Genomic DNA, 16,053 nt, shown 5'->3' with positions numbered 1-16,053 from the left:
CGGCGCGCCGTCGCCCTGCGCTCGCGAGATCAGTCGATGGGAGTGTGACTTCGGACATGGGTGCGCGTTTCCGTTCGCGGATCACGTTGAATCCTGCGGCAATCTACGCTATCAACTCCAGCTTCCCTGTTGGATCCGGGCTTTGTCCCGACCGCTTCCTGATAGCCACACGGAGATCGCAGCGCATATGTCGGACAAATCGAAGATCGATAATGACGAGCGGGCCCGCCCCGCAATGGAGACGCCCGGAGACGCACAGGCGGGCGTCAGGATCTCGCGCCGTCACTTCCTCGCGGGCACGGCCCTTGCCGCGACCGGATTGATGATCGTGCCCCGGCATGTCTTGGGCGGGCCCGGCCATACGGCGCCCAGCGATCGACTGAACATCGCCGGCATCGGCGTCGGCGGCATGGGCGGGCAGAACATCCGCGCGCTGGCCGGCGAGAACATCGTCGCGCTGTGCGACGTGGACTGGGGCTATACCGACAAGTCGTTCCGCAGGATGTTCGCCGACGTGGGCAAGATGCAGGCGCGCCTCGAGAAGGCGCAGACCGCGAAAGAGCGGAAGGAGCTGCAGGACAGGATCGAGCAGACCAAACTGCTCTCGCGCAAATACGATTCGATCCGGCGCCATACCGACTTCCGCCGGATGCTCGAAGAGCAGAAGGACATCGACGCGGTGGTCATCGCGACGCCGGACCACCTGCATGCGACGATCGCCAGCACGGCAATGAGCCTCGGCAAGCACGTGTACGTGCAGAAGCCGCTGACCTGGTCGATCCACGAAGCCAGGGAGCTCGCGAGGAAGGCAAAGGAAAACCCCCGGATCGTCACGCAGATGGGCAACCAGGGGCATTCCACCGACGATGCCCGCTTGATCAACGAATACATCGCGGCCGGGGCGATCGGCGAAGTGCACGAGGTCCACGCCTGGACGAATCGCCCGCTCGCCTATTGGCCGCAGGGCATCCCGCGCCCGCAGCCCGTGGCGAAGCCGGACGATGCGAGCTGGGACATGGACGCGGTGATGGCGCGGCTCGCCAATGCCATGGCTGGCAACTACCCGAAGCCGCAGGGACTGGAGTGGGATCTTTTCCTCGGTCCCGGTCCCGTCGTCGAGTACCACCCCCTCTACCATCCGTTCAACTGGCGCGGCTGGGTTGACTGGGGCGTGGGTGCCATCGGCGACATGGGGGCGCACCTGATCGATTCGCCGTTCTGGTCGTTGAACCTCGGCCTCCCGACCTCGGTGGAAACCGTCTCGACGCCGTTCAAGCACGAGTCGTATCCCATGGCGACGATGACCTACTTCGACTTCCCCGCACGCGGCAGCATGCCGCCGGTGAAGCTCACCTGGTACGACGGCGCGTTGCTGCCGCCGGGCCTGGAAGCGATGGGCGCCGGACAGATGAAGGACGGCGGCGTCCTCTACGTCGGCACCAAGGGCAAGCTGATCCACGAGACGTACGGCGACAACCCGCGCCTGTTGCCGCAGTCGCTGCATGACGCGGTGGGCACGCCCCCGCAGAAGTACGCGCGCATCAAGACCTCGCACGAGATGAACTGGGTGGACGCCTGCAAGGGGAAGGGACAGACCACTTCGCCGTTCTCCTACGCCGCGCAGCTGACGGAAATCATGCTCCTGGGTGTCGTGGCCCTGCGCGGGGGCGGCAGGATCGAGTACGACGCGCAGAACATGCGCGTCACCAACCGGGCTGAGGCCAACCAGTTCCTGCGTCGCGACTACCGCGCGGGGTGGACGCTCTAGCGTCCGCCCCGAGGCCCGGTCGACCCGCGCACCACCAGTTCGGCGGACAGCACCCGCTTGCGCGGCGGCACCTCCGGATCGTTGAGTAACTCGATCAGCATCGTCATGGCCTCGCGGCCCAGCGCGTTCTTCGGCTGGGAGACGGTGGTCAGCGGCGGCGAGGTGTAGCGGGAGAAGCGGATGTCGTCGAAGCCGACGACCGAGACGTCTTCGGGGATGCGCAATCCGCGCGAGAGCAGGGCGCGCATCGCACCGATGGCCATCTCGTCGTTGGAACAGAAGACCGCGCTGAACGACTGGCCCTGTGCAAGCAGCAACTCGACGGCGCGCTCGCCGGCTTCGATGGAAAAGTCGCCGACGGCGGCCAGGGCAGGGTTGGCGGGGATCTCCGCGCGCTGCAACGCGAGCCGGTAACCCTGCTCGCGGTCGACGCAGATCGGGCTCGACGAGGGGCCTGCGATGAAGGCGATGTCGCGGTGCCCCAGGGTGACGAGGTAATCGACGGCCGCCGCGGCCGCCGCGACGTTATCGACGTAGACGCTCGAGATGGCGCTGTCCTTGACGTATTCGCAGGCATTGACCAGCGGCAGGCGGCCCTCGATGGGGATCGCCGGTATGCGATGGAACATGGTGATGATGCCGTCGGCCTGGCGGGCCGCGACCATGTCGGCATAGGTCTGCTCGCGCACCAGGCTGCTCTGCGTTTCGCCCAGGAGCACGGAGTAGCCGTTCTCGTAAGCCACCTGTTCGATGCCGCGGATCACCTCCGAGAAGAACGGATTGGCGATGTCGGGAAGCAGGGCGACGACCAGCCGCGTCCGCGCCGTTCGCAGATTGCGCGCCAGCGCATTGGGCGTGTAGCCCAGGCGCTTGACGACTTCGTGGATGCGCCGGCGTGTTTCCTCGCTCACCACTTCCGGACGCTGCAGTGCGCGGGAAACGGTTGCCACTGAAACTTTTGCGATGGCGGCGATTTCCTTGACGGTGCGCACGCGGGCGGGCTGCGGCGCAACATCGCCGCGTTGGCCATCGTCGTCGCCTTGCCCCTTGCGCCATGTTCCCTTTGCACTCACGCGTTTCCACCCTTTGGCCGATCGCGGTGTCGCGGACGATTTGGTCCGCGACACCGCGGATATGCTGCACCGCAATGTAATGGATTACATAAAACCATTGCGGCCTTCTTCACCCATCTGCTACATCTTGGCATGTTCGGGGCCCTGCCAGCAGGTGACCCGGGGGAACTTACGAATCCATGCGGGTGAAGGGCTCCGGGCTCACGGACCGCAGGATGTAATCGAATACATTTTCGGCGGCGGCGGGCCGTCGGGGGACATACATGGCAAGCCAGTCGGCATCGACAAGCGCCAGGACAATCGATCGATGAAGCTCGGCATAGGACTCGTAGGCCCCGGCTTCATTGCCGCGCACCATCTCGATGCCGTGCGGCGCCTGGGCGACGTCGAGGTGGTCGGCATTGCCGGTTCCAGCCTGGAATCCGCGAAAAAGCGGGCGCGCGAGCTGAATGCAGGGCAGGCGTATGCGGGTTACCGCGACCTGCTGGCCGATCCTGCCGTGCACGTGGTGCACAACACCACGCCGAACCATCTGCACCGCGAAGTCTCGCTGGCGGCGCTGCGGGCCGGCAAGCACGTAATCTCGGACAAACCCCTGGCCGCCACGATGCAGGAAGCGCGCGAGCTTTACGAAGCCGCCCACGGGGCCAACCTCGCCCACATCGTCACGTTCAACTACCGCGGCTACCCGCTCGTGCAGCAGGCACGCGCGATGATCGCCAAGGGCAAGATCGGTTCGAGCGTGTTCGTGCACGGTTGCTACCTGCAGGACTGGCTCACCGACGAGCGCGCGTACACGTGGCGGCTCGATCCCAAGCTCGGCGGTGCCAGTTCAGCGCTGGGGGACATCGGCTCGCACTGGTGCGACCTGGCCGAGCACGTGACCGGCGCGCGCATCGTCGCCGTGCTGGCCGACCTGCATACCGTGGTGCCCGTGCGCGAAGCGCCGGACACCTCGGCGAAGGCCTTCGCGGGCGCGGCGAAGACCGCCGGGAAACGCCGCAAGATCACCAGCGAAGACCTGGCCAGTGTGCTGCTCCGGTTCGACAACGGTGCGCGCGGCTGCGTGACCGTCGGCCAGGTGCTTCCCGGCCACAAGAACGACCTCCGCCTGGAGGTCAACGGGCGCGAAGGTTCGCTGGCGTGGCGCCAGGAACAGCCTAACGAACTCTGGATCGGGCACCACGCGAAGCCGAACACGGTGCTCACGCGCGATCCCGCGCTCATGGATCCCTCGGCGCGAGGCTATGCACACCTTCCCGCGGGCCATCCCGAAGCCTGGGCGGACGCGTTCCGCAACGTGATCGCCGACGCTTACGCGTGGATCCGCCGCGGTGCCCGGCCGGATGCGAAGCCCGTCGCGCTGCCTACCTTCGCCGACGGCTACCGCAACAGCCTGCTGGTGGATGCGATGCTCAGGAGCCATGCGGCCGGTGGCCTGTGGCAGCCGGTCGAAGATCCCCTCGAACCCACACGTACAACGAGGAAACGCGGATGAAGTGGCGCCTTAGAGTGATGATGCTGTTCGAGTTCGGGATCTGGGGCGCATGGTACGTCACGGTCGGCACCTGGCTCGGCAAGACGCTGCACTTCACCGGTACCGAGATCGGCGCCGTCGCGGGCACCACCGCCATCGGCGCGATCATCTCGCCACTGTTCGTGGGCCTGCTGGCCGACCGGCTCTTCGATACGCGCCGCGTGCTCACCCTGTTGCACCTCCTCGGCGCGGTGCTGCTCGCGATCGCCGCGCAGCAGACCACGTTCGCGCTGGTATACGCGCCCCTGCTGGCTTACAGCCTCTGCTACATGCCGACGCTGGCCCTCACCGCCTCGCTCGCCATGCGCCACATCAAGGATCCGCAGGAAGAATTCGGCGCCATCCGCGTGTTCGGCAGCCTCGGCTGGATCGTCGTTGGCCTGGTCGTGGGCGCGTGGGGCGTGGAGGCGACGGCCTCGCCGCTGCTCCTGGCGGCCGCTCTCTCGGTGGTGCTGGCGGGCTACTGCTTCACCCTGCCGCCCACGCCGCCGCTGGCTCGCAACACGCGTTTCGAGATGCGCCACGTACTGCCGCTCGAATCGCTGCACCTGCTACGCGAACGCTCGATGGCGATTTTTGCGCTCGCCTCGTTCCTGATCTGCATCCCGCTGCAGTTCTACTACGCCTTCACCAACCTGTTCCTCAACGAGGCCGGCGTGGTCAACGCCGCCGGCAAGATGACCGGCGGGCAGATGTCGGAGCTGTTCTTCATGCTCCTCATTCCCTGGTTCTTCCGGCGCCTGGGCGTGAAGTGGATGCTTGCGGTGGGCATGCTTGCCTGGGTCGTACGCTACGGCCTGTTCGCCTTCGGCGGCACAGGGGAACTGATGTGGATGCTCTGGCTCGGCATCGTCCTGCACGGTGTCTGCTTCGACTTCTTCTTCGTGGTGGGCCAGATCTACATCGACCGCGAAGCGCCGCCCGCGCTGCGTGCGGCCACGCAGGGACTCATCACCTTCCTGACCTATGGCCTCGGCATGTTCGTCGGTTCCTGGCTGTCGGGCATCGTGGTGCAAACCTATACGCGCGGCGACGCGACGCATGACTGGCATGCCATCTGGATCATCGCCGGCACCTTCGCCGCCTTCGTCTTCGCCCTCTTCGTCTTGCTCTTCAAGGATCGCAAGGCCACCGCAGCCGCTGCCGTCGTCGGCACCCACTGATTCGGGAGAACACCTTCATGATGAATCGCAGGCAGTTCCTTGCGCGCTCCGCATTGTGCGGTGCGGCGCTGGGGCTCGGCCTAGGCGCGCCGGGACGGCTTCTTGCCGCCGCGTCGAAGGGCAAGGGGCTTGGCATCCAGCTCTACATGGTGCTCGACGCCTATAAGACCGACCCCGTCGGCACGCTCAAGGCGCTGAAGTCGATCGGCTATACGGAGATCGAAGCCATCGTCACCAGCACAGCCGAGACCCTGCGCGACCAGTTGAAGGAAGCCGGGCTGGGCTGCCCGAGCATGCACTTCGACAGCCTCGGTTTCGAGGCGGGCATCGAGGCCGCGCATACGCTCGGCGCGAAATACATCGTGAGCAGCATGCTGCCGTCGATCATGCAGAAGGAAGCGAACAAGCCGGGCGAACCGGCGTATTCGCTCGACGATGCGAAGCGCACGGCGGAGTACGCGAACCGCCTCGGCGAGAAGGCCAGCAAGGCAGGCCTGCAGTACGCGTACCACAACCACCATGCCGAGTTCACCGATGTGGGCGGCGGCCAGGTGTTCTACGACGTGCTGTTGAAGGAAACGGACAAGAAGCTCGTGCACTTCGAGCTCGACTGCGGCTGGGTGGCCGCAGGCGGCAAGAATCCGGCCGACTATTTCAAGGCCAACCCGGGCCGCATCCCGCTGATGCACGCGAAGGATTTCCTGCCCGGCGAGCATAAAGACTACCCCGGCGCCGAACTCGGCCACGGGAAGCTCGATTACAAACCGATCATGGCGGCCGCCGACGCCTCCGGACTGAAGCATTGCTTCGTCGAGCAGGAGGGGCCGTTCGCCCGCATGAGCTCGCTTGACGCCGCGCGCGTCGATTACGACTACCTGCGCCCGCTGCGCTGAGAGGATAGGCATGGAAAAGAACACATTCGACGCCATCGTCGTCGGTACCGGCGTCAGCGGTGGCTGGGCCGCCAAGGAACTCACCGAGAAGGGGCTCAAGACGCTCGTGCTCGACCGTGGCCCAATGGTCCAGCACGGCGATTACCCCACGGCCATGAAGGCGCCATGGGAGCTGCCTTACGGCGACGAGCCGACCCAGGCAGACATCGCCCGGTGGCCCAAGCATACGCGCCCGTCGTTCTACGGCATCACCCAGTCCACTAAGCACTGGTTCGCCGACGACATCGACAATCCGTACGAGGAAACCAAGCCGTTCGACTGGTTCCGCGGCTATCACGTCGGCGGACGTTCGCTGATGTGGGGCAGGCAGAGCTACCGCTTCAGCCAGATGGACTTCGAGGCGAACGGCAAGGAAGGCGTGGGCGTGGACTGGCCGATCCGCTATGAAGACCTCGCCCCCTGGTACGACTACGTCGAGCATTTCATCGGCGTCAGCGGCAATACCGATCATCTGGCCCAGCTGCCAGACGGCGACTTCCTGCCGCCCATGGAACTCAACTGCGTGGAGAAGGATTTCCAGGGCAAGCTGGACAGCAAGTTCAAGCGCAAGCTCATTATCGGCCGCACCGCCAACCTCTCCGCGCCGCTGAAGCATGACCAGAGCCCGCAGCGCGGAACCTGCCAGTACCGCAACCTGTGCATGCGCGGCTGCCCGTACGGCGGCTATTTCAGCAGCAACTCGTCGACCCTGCCGTCGGCCGAGCGCACGGGCAACATGACGATGGTGACCAACGCCATCGTGTACGAACTGATCTACGACAACGACAAGGGAAAGGCCACCGGCGTGCGCGTGCTGGATGCGGAGACCGGCCACCAGACCGAATACTTCGCCCGCGTGATCTTCATGTGCGCGTCCACCTTCGGCACCGCGCACATCCTGCTGAACTCGACCTCGAGCCGGTTCCCGAACGGCTTCGGCAACGACAGCGGCGAACTCGGCCACAACATCATGGACCACATCTTCGGCAGCGGCGCCCGCGCCATGGTCGAAGGTCACGAAGACCGCTACTACTCCGGTCGGCGCCCCAACGGCTTCTACATTCCCCGTTACCGCAACGTCGGCAGCGACAAGCAGAAGTACCTGCGCGGCTTCGGCTACCAGGGCGGCGCGGGACGCCAGGACTGGACCCGCCTCGTCGATGAGCAGGCGCTGGGCGAAGAACTCAAGCGCGCCGCGCAGGAGCCGGGCCCCTGGTACGTCTCGATGATGGGTTTCGGCGAAATGCTGCCGTCGCACAAGAACTTCGTGACGCTGGACCGCAACCACAAGGACAAGTACGGGCTGCCTATCCTCAACTTCGATGCCGCGCACCAGGAAAACGAGATCATGATCGGCAAGGCGATCATCGACGACGCGATGGAGATGCTGACCGCCGCCGGCTACCGCGGCGTGCGCTCCTTCAAGATCCAGGCGAACGTCGGCGCCGGCATCCACGAGATGGGCACCGCGCGCATGGGCCGCGACCCGAAGACCTCGGTGCTCAACGGCTGGAACCAGATGCACGCCTGCAAGAACGTCTTCGTGACCGACGGCTCCGCCATGGCTTCGTCGGCGTGCCAGAACCCGTCCCTGACTTACATGGCGCTGACCGCACGCGCGGCCAACCACGCCGTGGAAGAACTCAAGCGCGGCAATATCTGAGGATCCGGCCATGAATCGTCGCGAATGGTTGAAAAGCATGTCCGTGCTGGCCGTCGGTGCCCTCGCGGGTCCGTCGTTGCTGGCGGTGTTCGATGCGCACGCCGCATCGCAGAAGCCGGGTACGAAGCCGCAGTTCTTCGATCCGGCGCAGTACAGCCTGATCGGCGCGGTGTCGGACATCGTGATTCCACGCACGGATACCCCGGGAGCGGTCGACGCGGGGGTGCCGTTGTTCATCGACCAGATGTTCCAGGCGGCCTACACCAAAGCCGACCAGACCCGTTACCTCACGGCCATGGCGGCTTTCGACAAGGCCGGCGGTAAGCCCTTCCTCCAGCTCGACCCGGTCCGGCAAAAGGCGTTGGTGACCAGGCTGCACAAGGAAGCGATAGCCGTGCCCGTCGGCGGCAAGATCTCGCCGGAAGCCGACTTCGTGCTGATGAACAAGAAGCTGACGATGCTCGGCTTCTTCCTGTCGAAGCCGGGTTGCACACAGGTGCTCCAGTACGACCCCGTTCCCGGCGCCTGGAAGGGCGATATTCCCTTGACCCAGGCGGGCAACGGCCGGGCCTGGGCCGTCGAGACCGAACTGAAGATCTGACATGAAGACACTCAAGGGCCCCGGCATCTTCCTCGCCCAGTACGCATCGGACGAGGCGCCGTTCGACACGCTGCCCTCGATCGCCCGCTGGGCGTCGTCGCTCGGGTTCGTGGGCGTGCAGATCCCGTCCAACGACCGCCGGTTGTTCGACCTGGAGCAGGCGGCGGCGAGCAAGACGTACTGCGACGACATCGCGGGCACGCTGGCCGAACATGGTCTGGTGGTGACCGAACTGTCCACGCACCTGCAAGGACAACTGGTGGCCTCGCATCCCGCGTACGACCGCCTGTACGATGGCTTCGCACCGCCGGCATTGCGTGGGCATACCAAGGAGCGCCAGGAGTGGGCGGTGCAGCAACTCAAGCTGGCTGCCAAGGCGAGCAGCCACCTGGGCCTGACGGCGCACGCCACGTTCTCCGGCGCGCTGGCCTGGCACCTGTTCTATCCGTGGCCACAGCGTCCTGCCGGGCTGGTCGAAGAAGCCTTCGCGGAACTTGCCAGGCGCTGGAAGCCGATCCTCGATGCGTTCGACGAGGTCGGCGTCGACGTCTGCTACGAACTCCATCCCGGCGAGGACCTGCATGACGGGGCGACCTTCGAGCGCTTCCTCGATGCGGTCGACCATCACCCGCGCGCCAATATCCTCTTCGACCCGAGCCACATGGTCCTGCAGCAGATGGACTATCTGCAGTTCATCGACAACTACCACGAGCGCATCCGCGCCTTCCACGTGAAGGACGCCGAGTTCCGGCCCACCGGACGCTCGGGCGTCTATGGCGGCTACCAGTCCTGGATCGACCGCCCGGGGCGTTTCCGTTCGCTCGGCGACGGGCAGATCGATTTCGGCGCGATCTTCAGCAAGATGGCGCAATACGACTATCCGGGCTGGGCCGTGCTCGAGTGGGAGTGCTGCATCAAGGACGCGCAACAGGGCGCGATGGAAGGTGCTCCCTTCATCCGCGAGCACATCATCAAGGTCACCGAGCGCGCTTTCGACGATTTCGCCGCGAGCGGCAGCGACCGCGCCTTCAACCGCAGCATCCTGGGACTCGAATGAGCACATCGGACCACTCGCCCGACAGCAGCCGCCGCGCGGTGCTGGGTCATCTCGCCGCGGCCGCCGCCGCGCTCGGCGCCGCGCCGCTGGTCGCCTCTGCCGAAGCGCACGCCGGCAAGTCCGCGCAGGGCAAGCCGGGTCCCGGACGTCTCAAGCAGTCGCTGAGCCGCTGGACGTCGAAGGCGCCGTTGCCTGAGCTGTGCAAGCGCCTCAAGGCCATCGGCTTCACAGGCGTCGATCTGCTCTACGTGGACGAGTGGTCGGTGGTGACGGACAACGGCATGGCCGTGTCCATGGGGTATCCCGCCAAGCGGGACAACTTCATTGAAATGGGTTTCAACGACCCGGCGAACCACGCCACGCTGATCAAGGAAATCGAGACCACGATCCCGCTCGCGAAGCGCGCCGGTGTGACCAACCTGATCACCATGTTCGGCAACCGCAAGGCGGGCATCGACAACCAGCAGGCGATCGACAACTGCGTCGCCGGGCTTTCGAAGATCGCACCCTACGCGGCGGAGAACGGCATCACGCTGTGCGTCGAGCTGCTGAACAGCAAGGTGGATCACCATGGCTACCAGGGCGACAGCACCGCGTTCGGCGTGGCGGTGGCCAAGGGCGTCAACTCGCCCAACGTCAAGCTGCTCTACGACATCTATCACATGCAGATCATGGAAGGCGACGTGATCCGCACCATCCGCGACAACATCCAGTGGATCGGTCACTTCCATACCGGCGGCGTGCCGGGTCGCCACGAGATCGACGGGACGCAGGAACTCAATTATCGCGCCATCGCCACCGCGGTCGCGGACCTCAACTTCCAGGGCTTCCTCGCGCATGAATTCATGCCGTCGCACCCGGACCCCTTCGCATCGTTTGCCGACGCGTTCAGGACGTGCACGGTATGACCTCTACTCCAGGAGTGCCCATGAAGCGTTTTACCTCCACGAGCCTCGCCCTGTTCGCTCTCTCGGTCATCGGTTCCTCGTGCGCATCGGCACAGGACGATCCCAAGGCCACGGAGCAATGGGAACCGGTACCCAAGGTGGTGACGCCGGGCGCGAAGGACGGTGCGCCGCCGTCCGATGCCGTGGTGCTGTTCAACGGCCGCGACCTCGCAGGCTGGGAAGCATCGAAGGACCACTCTCCGGCTGGCTGGAAAGTGCATGACGGCGTAGTCACGGTAGACAAGACCACCGGCAACATCCAGACCCGGCAGCGCTTCCGCAACTACCAACTGCACCTGGAATGGCAGATACCGAAGGACATCACCGGCGAAGGGCAGGGACGCGGCAACAGCGGCGTCTTCCTTGCCTCCACCGGGCCCGGCGACGAAGGCTACGAACTCCAGATCATGGATTCGTTCCAGAACAAGACCTACGTCAACGGGCAGGCCGCGAGCATCTACAAGCAGGCAGCGCCCCTCGTGAATGCGGCACGCCACCCCGGCGAATGGCAGAGCTATGACGTCGTCTGGACAGCGCCCGTGTTCGCCGCCGACGGCTCGGTGAAATCGCCGGCGTACGTCACGGTATTCCACAATGGCGTGCTCGTGCAGAACCACACCGAGCTCACCGGCGAGACCTTCTACATCGGCAAGCCCAAGTACAAGGCCTACACCGATGCGCCGATCAAGCTGCAGGCACACGGCGACCACTCCCAGCCCATCAGCTTCCGGAATATCTGGGTGAGGCCGCTGGACTGATTGGCCGGCGCTCCGCGGCGCAACGCTGCGGAGCGCAGGGTGGCTCCCTTCGTGAAGCCTGCCAGCGGACCGCAGGCTGGTACCGCGTCAGCGCCGTTGGCATTCGCCACGGCTGCCTTACATGGTACGGAGCAGCTTGACGAAATCTCGCGCCTTGCGCGCGGCATCGGCCTTGCTTTCATTGAAATGCAGGTCGAGGCACAAGCCGGAAAAAAAGGTCGACAGCAACGACACGAGCGCTTCCGGTGGCGCCTTCGTTTTCTCGGCGCGGATGTTTTCGACCAGCAGGCGATCCATCTCGTTCCGCCCAGCGATGAGCACCTCTCGTGCTTCCGCAGGGAGAATCTCCACTTCCCGCATCGAATTCACGGCGAAACAGCCCCTGTTGCCGCCCGGGCATGCGGCAATGCGTTCGAGGAATTCCTGAATATTCTTCCAGCCGAGCGGCTGCCGCTTCAGGAGTTCATTCGCCTCGAAGGTTTCGCCGTAATGGCGAAGCGTGGCGACGAACAGGTCTTCCTTGTTCTTGAATTCGGAATAGAGACTGGATTTATTGACGCCGGTCGCTTTCTCGATGTCCTGAAGGCCGGTGTCGGCGAAGCCGCGCGCCCAGAACAACGGCAGCGTCTTCGTCAACACGCCTGTCCTGTCGAAATTTTTCGGCCTGCCCATTCTCCCAAGCTAGCAATTCGTACCGTTCCGTTCAATTCCCGGGTCCCTCGGATGGGGGATGGGGCAACTTTTCACTTGCAATAACCGACCCCCGGACTTATTTTGAACCGATCGGTTCAAAACTGGAGATTCGGATGTTTACAACGAGGTTTCGCTACAACCAACTAGGAAGAATGGCTTGCCTGTTCTTGCTTGGCATCGCCTCGGTCTTGCCGCAAGCCGCATTCGCGGCCGCGCCGCAGGCCCAGCTCGAGACGAGCCAGGCGGGGTATTACCGGATGAAGCTTGGAAAGGTCGACGTCATTGCCCTCTCCGACGGAACCGTCTCGCTCGACCTGACCAAGGAGCTATCGCGGCCCGAGGAAGCCAGGCAGGCACTGGCCCGCGACCATATCGGCCTGCCGGTGGACGTCTCCGTGAATGCGTTCCTGATTCTTCTGGACAAGAAGGTCATCCTGGTCGACACGGGGGCTGGTGAACTCTTCGGCCCTACATTGAACAAGCTGACGGTCAGCCTGCGGGCCGCGGGTTTCGAACCCAGCCAGGTCACCGACATCCTCGTGACGCACATCCATCCCGATCACACCGGTGGGTTATCGATTGGCGGGCATAAGGTATTCGACAACGCGGTGGTTCATGTCAGCAAAAGAGAGCTCGCGTTCTGGATGGACAAGGCCGCTGCGGCGAAAGCTCAGGAGCCGACAAAGACCTTCTTCAAGGGCGTCGACCCGACCGTCGGACCCTACCTGAGAGACGGTCAGGTGAAGACGTTCGAGGGTGAAGAGCAGCTATTCCCCGGCATCCATGCACTTCCTGCTTATGGGCACACCCCGGGCCAGTCCTACTACGTCCTCGAGAACGGAGGACAAAAGATGGAGTTCTGGGGCGATACGGTGCATCTCGAGGAAGTCCAGTTCGACGACCCGTCGATAACCATCAAGTACGACGAAGACCAGAAGCTCGCTGGCGCCCAACGCCTCAAGGCCTTCAACGATGCCGCCGGGCAGGGATATCTCGTCGCCATGCCGCACATGCATTTCCCCGGCATCGGGCGAGTCCGTCGCGACGGCGATCATTTTTCCTGGATCCCGGTCGCCTACGTCAACGACGCGACGCACTGACGGACTGACGGATCGCCATCGCAACCCGGGCGAAACACGATCCGCGTGCGCTCGCCCCAATCCCCCATTGGCCTCCCTGGTGAGCGCCGATGAACCCCACAACCTTGGAAGAATCAGATGACAAACCTGCCTAACGGCATCGACGTCGGCGCTCTCGAGAACTTCGTCCAGAACGTCGAAAAGAACTCGTCCAGTCGCAACGCGAAGTTCAGCGTCAAGACCAGATGGGAGGGCCAGACCCGCTCGGTCGCGGCCGTGAGCCAGTTCATGCTCGGCACCGAGACGCATCAGCGGCATTTTGAAATTGCCGCGGACGAGCCGACCCAGCTGCTGGGCCGGAACTCGGCACCCAACCCCCAGGAACTCCTCCTGGCCGCCCTCAATGCGTGCCTCACGGTAGGCTATATCGTCAACGCTGCCGCCATGGGCATTCCAGTCGACTCATTGGAGATCGACACGGACGGTGAACTCGATCTTCGTGGCTTCCTTGGCCTCGATGACGCAGTGAACCCTGGATACGACGAGGTCAATTACATCGTGCGCCTGCGCACGACGGCTTCGCGCGAAAAGGTCGAGGAGCTCGATAGGGTAGTCATGAAGACCTCTGTAAACCTGGCCAACTTCTCGAAGGCCATCCGCATGAAGCCGAAGCTGGAAGTCCTGAACCCGTAAGCACGGTCGTAATGCCGACATGGCAGGCGGACTTCCAGTAGTGAAGTCCGCCGCTGGTAGCGGTCGACAGCGGCGGTATCCGCTTGCTCATGCCCTCGCGGCTTTCCGTAACCGATCTACTATAGCCATAGTTGACACGCAGCTTCCGCTGTCCTATATCTACTACACATATAGTAGATAGCTCCAGGGGAAGCCGCGCATGAAGATCTCGCTCACCGACCGCGAAGCGGACGTCATGCAGGTGCTGTGGGAACACGGTCCCTCGCTGGTATCGGAAGTGCGCGATCGCCTGAGCGACAAGCTGGCCTACACCACGGTGCTCACCGTGCTGCGTACGCTGCAGGCGAAGGGTTACGTCGGCTACGAAGAGGAGGGCCGCGGGCACCGCTACTTCGCCAGCGTCAAGCAGCAGGCCGCACGGAAGAATGCGCTACAGCACCTGACGGACAAGCTGTTCAAGGGCTCGGCGGAACTGCTGTTCACGCACCTGGTTTCCGACCAGAAGCTGAGTCCCGAACAGATCAGCCGCATGCGCAAGTTGCTCGCGGAGCGGACGGACAAGGACAAGCCCTGATGCTTGCCTGGATGATCTACGCCGTTCTCGTCGCGGCGGCGCTGAGCGTCGCGGCCCTGATGGCGGAGCGGGCAGCCAGGTATCGCCGGATCGCCTCTCGCTGGCCCTGGATGGCTGTCATCGCGGCATCGATACTGCTGCCGGTGGCCATGGCAACGGTTTCCCTACCGCGACCCGGCTTCTCCACGCCCGCGGCATCCACCGCAACCACCTCCCGCTCCGGGTCGCTGGTCCTGCGCGAGATCACATCGATTCCTCTGGCAACACGCGCGATCGACTGGAGTGGCACCCGGTCCTACGCCTCGTCGGCACGTCTCAACACGATCCTGTGGGACATCTGGCTAGGCAGCTCGCTCACGCTGGTGTTGTTTCTCGGCCTGGGCACGGCGCTGTTCCATCGACGCAAGCGCGAATGGGCTCCGGGAAACCTGTGCGGCCTGCCCGTGCTCGTCTCCGAAAGCGTCGGGCCCGCTGTCGTCGGATTGATCCGTTCGCGCATCGTCGTGCCGGGCTGGGTACTCCAGGAATCGCCCGAGCGGCAGCGCTACATCATGGCCCACGAGCAGTCGCACCTGAGGGCGCGTGATCCGCTGCTCGTCGCCGTGGCAATGACGCTCCTGGTCTCGATGCCGTGGAATCCGTTGCTCTGGTGGCAGTTTCATCGCCTTCGCTGCGCGATCGAGGTCGACTGCGATGCGCGCGTCCTGGGCGGTGGTGGCGACGTGGGCGACTACTGCGAAACATTGATCCAGGTAGGACAGAGCCAGTCCGGGTACATCGGCGCGATCACGGCGATGTCGGAATCGAAGTCGTTCCTCGAGCGCAGGATCAGAATCATGTTGTCGACGCCTGGGAAATGGGCTCGTGCGTTGGCGTTTGCCCTGGTCAGCGTCGCCATCGGCATGGCGATCTTCGCGGCCGAGGTAACGCCACCCGTCGTTCCTGGCCAACCCGCCAACGTCACGGTCGTCGTGGACTCGGGCCTTCTCGACGCCTACGCGGGCTTTTACAGGCTCAGTGACTACTCGCTCGTGACCGTGGCGCGTAAGGGAGACGGGCTGACCATTGCGCCCATTGGCCAGTTTGTGGCCCAAGGGACCATTGATGTCTCGACCATCAGCGACACCACGTTTTCCGTGCCGAGCATCGATGTCACGCTCGAGTTCATCAAGGGCACCGACGATCAGGTCAGGTCGCTGATGGTGCGCGAGCATGGACGCGTTGTTATCCAGGCTCCTCGTGTGGATCGGGCGGAAGCGGACAGAATCCGTCATGAACTGGCGGCCAGGGTGAAGGACCAGAAACCCTATCCGGATAGTGAGAAGACTCTCCGCCAGATATTGAGCAACGCGGATACCGGAGGCGTCGCCAAGCTCGGGCTTGTCGAGTCATACCGGTTCGAAGGTGTCACGGACTACGGCTGGGATATCTACGACGTCCAATATCAGCATGGCGCGCAGCAGGTATTCATCCAGCTCAATAAGGATGGCTCGCTCGCGAACTCTGTCATACGTC

At 64.1% G+C, this 16,053-nt stretch carries 15 protein-coding genes; 13 read left to right on the top strand and 2 right to left on the bottom strand.

Going from position 1 to position 16,053, the window contains the following annotated elements; translation table 11 throughout:
* The first annotated feature begins 187 nt into the window (after window positions 1-187).
* Complete coding sequence (locus tag ACR9ZH_RS14150; protein WP_481291397.1) at window positions 188-1,768, top strand: Gfo/Idh/MocA family protein; 1,581 nt, start codon at window positions 188-190, stop codon at window positions 1,766-1,768.
* Here the strand turns inward: ACR9ZH_RS14150 and ACR9ZH_RS14145 are convergent.
* Window positions 1,765-2,841 carry a LacI family DNA-binding transcriptional regulator gene (locus tag ACR9ZH_RS14145; RefSeq protein ID WP_481291396.1) on the bottom strand — a complete coding sequence of 359 codons (1,077 nt, stop codon included), beginning with the start codon at window positions 2,839-2,841 and terminating at the stop codon, window positions 1,765-1,767. The genes ACR9ZH_RS14150 and ACR9ZH_RS14145 overlap by 4 nt on opposite strands.
* Before the next feature lie 307 nt (window positions 2,842-3,148).
* On the opposite strand from ACR9ZH_RS14145, the gene ACR9ZH_RS14140 reads away from it, so the two are divergent.
* Genes ACR9ZH_RS14140 through ACR9ZH_RS14105 form a run of 8 tightly spaced genes read left to right on the top strand, consistent with a single transcriptional unit; the run spans window position 3,149 to window position 11,499 of the window.
* Window positions 3,149-4,339 (top strand): Gfo/Idh/MocA family protein, encoded by a 1,191-nt coding sequence (locus ACR9ZH_RS14140; RefSeq protein ID WP_481291395.1) that lies wholly within the window; start codon window positions 3,149-3,151, stop codon window positions 4,337-4,339.
* The gene (locus tag ACR9ZH_RS14135; RefSeq protein WP_481291394.1) at window positions 4,336-5,541 is read left to right on the top strand and encodes an MFS transporter; all 1,206 of its coding nucleotides are present in this window, start codon (window positions 4,336-4,338) and stop codon (window positions 5,539-5,541) included. The genes ACR9ZH_RS14140 and ACR9ZH_RS14135 overlap by 4 nt, the downstream gene beginning before the upstream one ends.
* Window positions 5,542-5,558: 17 nt before the next feature.
* Window positions 5,559-6,434 carry a sugar phosphate isomerase/epimerase family protein gene (locus ACR9ZH_RS14130; RefSeq protein WP_481291393.1) on the top strand — a complete coding sequence of 292 codons (876 nt, stop codon included), beginning with the start codon at window positions 5,559-5,561 and terminating at the stop codon, window positions 6,432-6,434.
* Between the two features lie 10 nt (window positions 6,435-6,444).
* On the top strand, window positions 6,445-8,136 hold the full coding sequence (locus ACR9ZH_RS14125; RefSeq protein WP_481291392.1) for a GMC oxidoreductase: 1,692 nt from the start codon (window positions 6,445-6,447) through the stop codon (window positions 8,134-8,136).
* A 10-nt stretch (window positions 8,137-8,146) separates the two neighbouring features.
* Window positions 8,147-8,737, top strand: coding sequence for a gluconate 2-dehydrogenase subunit 3 family protein (locus ACR9ZH_RS14120; RefSeq protein ID WP_481291391.1), 591 nt, complete (start codon window positions 8,147-8,149; stop codon window positions 8,735-8,737).
* A gap of 1 nt (window position 8,738) precedes the next feature.
* A complete protein-coding gene (locus ACR9ZH_RS14115) occupies window positions 8,739-9,794 on the top strand; it encodes a sugar phosphate isomerase/epimerase family protein (protein ID WP_481291390.1) in 1,056 nt (351 codons plus the stop codon).
* Window positions 9,791-10,702: a hydroxypyruvate isomerase family protein gene (locus ACR9ZH_RS14110; protein WP_481291389.1), complete on the top strand. Its 912-nt coding sequence runs from the start codon at window positions 9,791-9,793 to the stop codon at window positions 10,700-10,702. The genes ACR9ZH_RS14115 and ACR9ZH_RS14110 overlap by 4 nt, the downstream gene beginning before the upstream one ends.
* Window positions 10,703-10,722: 20 nt before the next feature.
* Window positions 10,723-11,499, top strand: coding sequence for a 3-keto-disaccharide hydrolase (locus ACR9ZH_RS14105; RefSeq protein ID WP_481291388.1), 777 nt, complete (start codon window positions 10,723-10,725; stop codon window positions 11,497-11,499).
* 117 nt (window positions 11,500-11,616) lie between these two features.
* Here ACR9ZH_RS14105 and ACR9ZH_RS14100 read toward each other — a convergent pair whose 3' ends face one another.
* Window positions 11,617-12,171: a TetR/AcrR family transcriptional regulator gene (locus ACR9ZH_RS14100; protein WP_481291387.1), complete on the bottom strand. Its 555-nt coding sequence runs from the start codon at window positions 12,169-12,171 to the stop codon at window positions 11,617-11,619.
* Between the two features lie 173 nt (window positions 12,172-12,344).
* Here ACR9ZH_RS14100 and ACR9ZH_RS14095 point away from each other — a divergent pair, with 173 nt between their 5' ends.
* The 4 genes from ACR9ZH_RS14095 to ACR9ZH_RS14080 all read left to right on the top strand — a co-directional run.
* Window positions 12,345-13,292, top strand: coding sequence for an MBL fold metallo-hydrolase (locus tag ACR9ZH_RS14095; RefSeq protein ID WP_481291386.1), 948 nt, complete (start codon window positions 12,345-12,347; stop codon window positions 13,290-13,292).
* A gap of 117 nt (window positions 13,293-13,409) precedes the next feature.
* Complete coding sequence (locus tag ACR9ZH_RS14090) at window positions 13,410-13,964, top strand: OsmC family protein (RefSeq protein ID WP_481291385.1); 555 nt, start codon at window positions 13,410-13,412, stop codon at window positions 13,962-13,964.
* 199 nt (window positions 13,965-14,163) lie between these two features.
* Window positions 14,164-14,538, top strand: coding sequence for a BlaI/MecI/CopY family transcriptional regulator (locus ACR9ZH_RS14085; protein WP_481291384.1), 375 nt, complete (start codon window positions 14,164-14,166; stop codon window positions 14,536-14,538).
* Window positions 14,538-16,053: M56 family metallopeptidase (locus ACR9ZH_RS14080; protein WP_481291383.1), on the top strand; the 1,516-nt coding region annotated here is incomplete at its 3' end. The genes ACR9ZH_RS14085 and ACR9ZH_RS14080, both read left to right, overlap by 1 nt.

It is taken from the genome of Luteibacter sp. SVR4-7G, assembly GCF_056755555.1.
Note: the sequence above shows the minus strand (reverse complement) of the source record. Positions and strands in the feature narration are given on the sequence as shown.

Excerpts from the sequence above, each read along its gene's own strand:
- ACR9ZH_RS14115 (WP_481291390.1), top strand. The coding sequence starts at position 8,739 with ATGAAGACACTCAAGGGCCCCGGCATCTTCCTCGCCCAGTACGCATCG.
- ACR9ZH_RS14125 (WP_481291392.1), top strand. The coding sequence starts at position 6,445 with ATGGAAAAGAACACATTCGACGCCATCGTCGTCGGTACCGGCGTCAGC.
- ACR9ZH_RS14090 (WP_481291385.1), top strand. The coding sequence starts at position 13,410 with ATGACAAACCTGCCTAACGGCATCGACGTCGGCGCTCTCGAGAACTTC.
- ACR9ZH_RS14085 (WP_481291384.1), top strand. The coding sequence starts at position 14,164 with ATGAAGATCTCGCTCACCGACCGCGAAGCGGACGTCATGCAGGTGCTG.
- ACR9ZH_RS14105 (WP_481291388.1), top strand. The coding sequence starts at position 10,723 with ATGAAGCGTTTTACCTCCACGAGCCTCGCCCTGTTCGCTCTCTCGGTC.
- ACR9ZH_RS14135 (WP_481291394.1), top strand. The coding sequence starts at position 4,336 with ATGAAGTGGCGCCTTAGAGTGATGATGCTGTTCGAGTTCGGGATCTGG.
- ACR9ZH_RS14095 (WP_481291386.1), top strand. The coding sequence starts at position 12,345 with ATGGCTTGCCTGTTCTTGCTTGGCATCGCCTCGGTCTTGCCGCAAGCC.
- ACR9ZH_RS14100 (WP_481291387.1), bottom strand. The coding sequence starts at position 12,171 with ATGGGCAGGCCGAAAAATTTCGACAGGACAGGCGTGTTGACGAAGACG.
- ACR9ZH_RS14120 (WP_481291391.1), top strand. The coding sequence starts at position 8,147 with ATGAATCGTCGCGAATGGTTGAAAAGCATGTCCGTGCTGGCCGTCGGT.
- ACR9ZH_RS14110 (WP_481291389.1), top strand. The coding sequence starts at position 9,791 with ATGAGCACATCGGACCACTCGCCCGACAGCAGCCGCCGCGCGGTGCTG.
- ACR9ZH_RS14140 (WP_481291395.1), top strand. The coding sequence starts at position 3,149 with ATGAAGCTCGGCATAGGACTCGTAGGCCCCGGCTTCATTGCCGCGCAC.
- ACR9ZH_RS14130 (WP_481291393.1), top strand. The coding sequence starts at position 5,559 with ATGATGAATCGCAGGCAGTTCCTTGCGCGCTCCGCATTGTGCGGTGCG.
- ACR9ZH_RS14150 (WP_481291397.1), top strand. The coding sequence starts at position 188 with ATGTCGGACAAATCGAAGATCGATAATGACGAGCGGGCCCGCCCCGCA.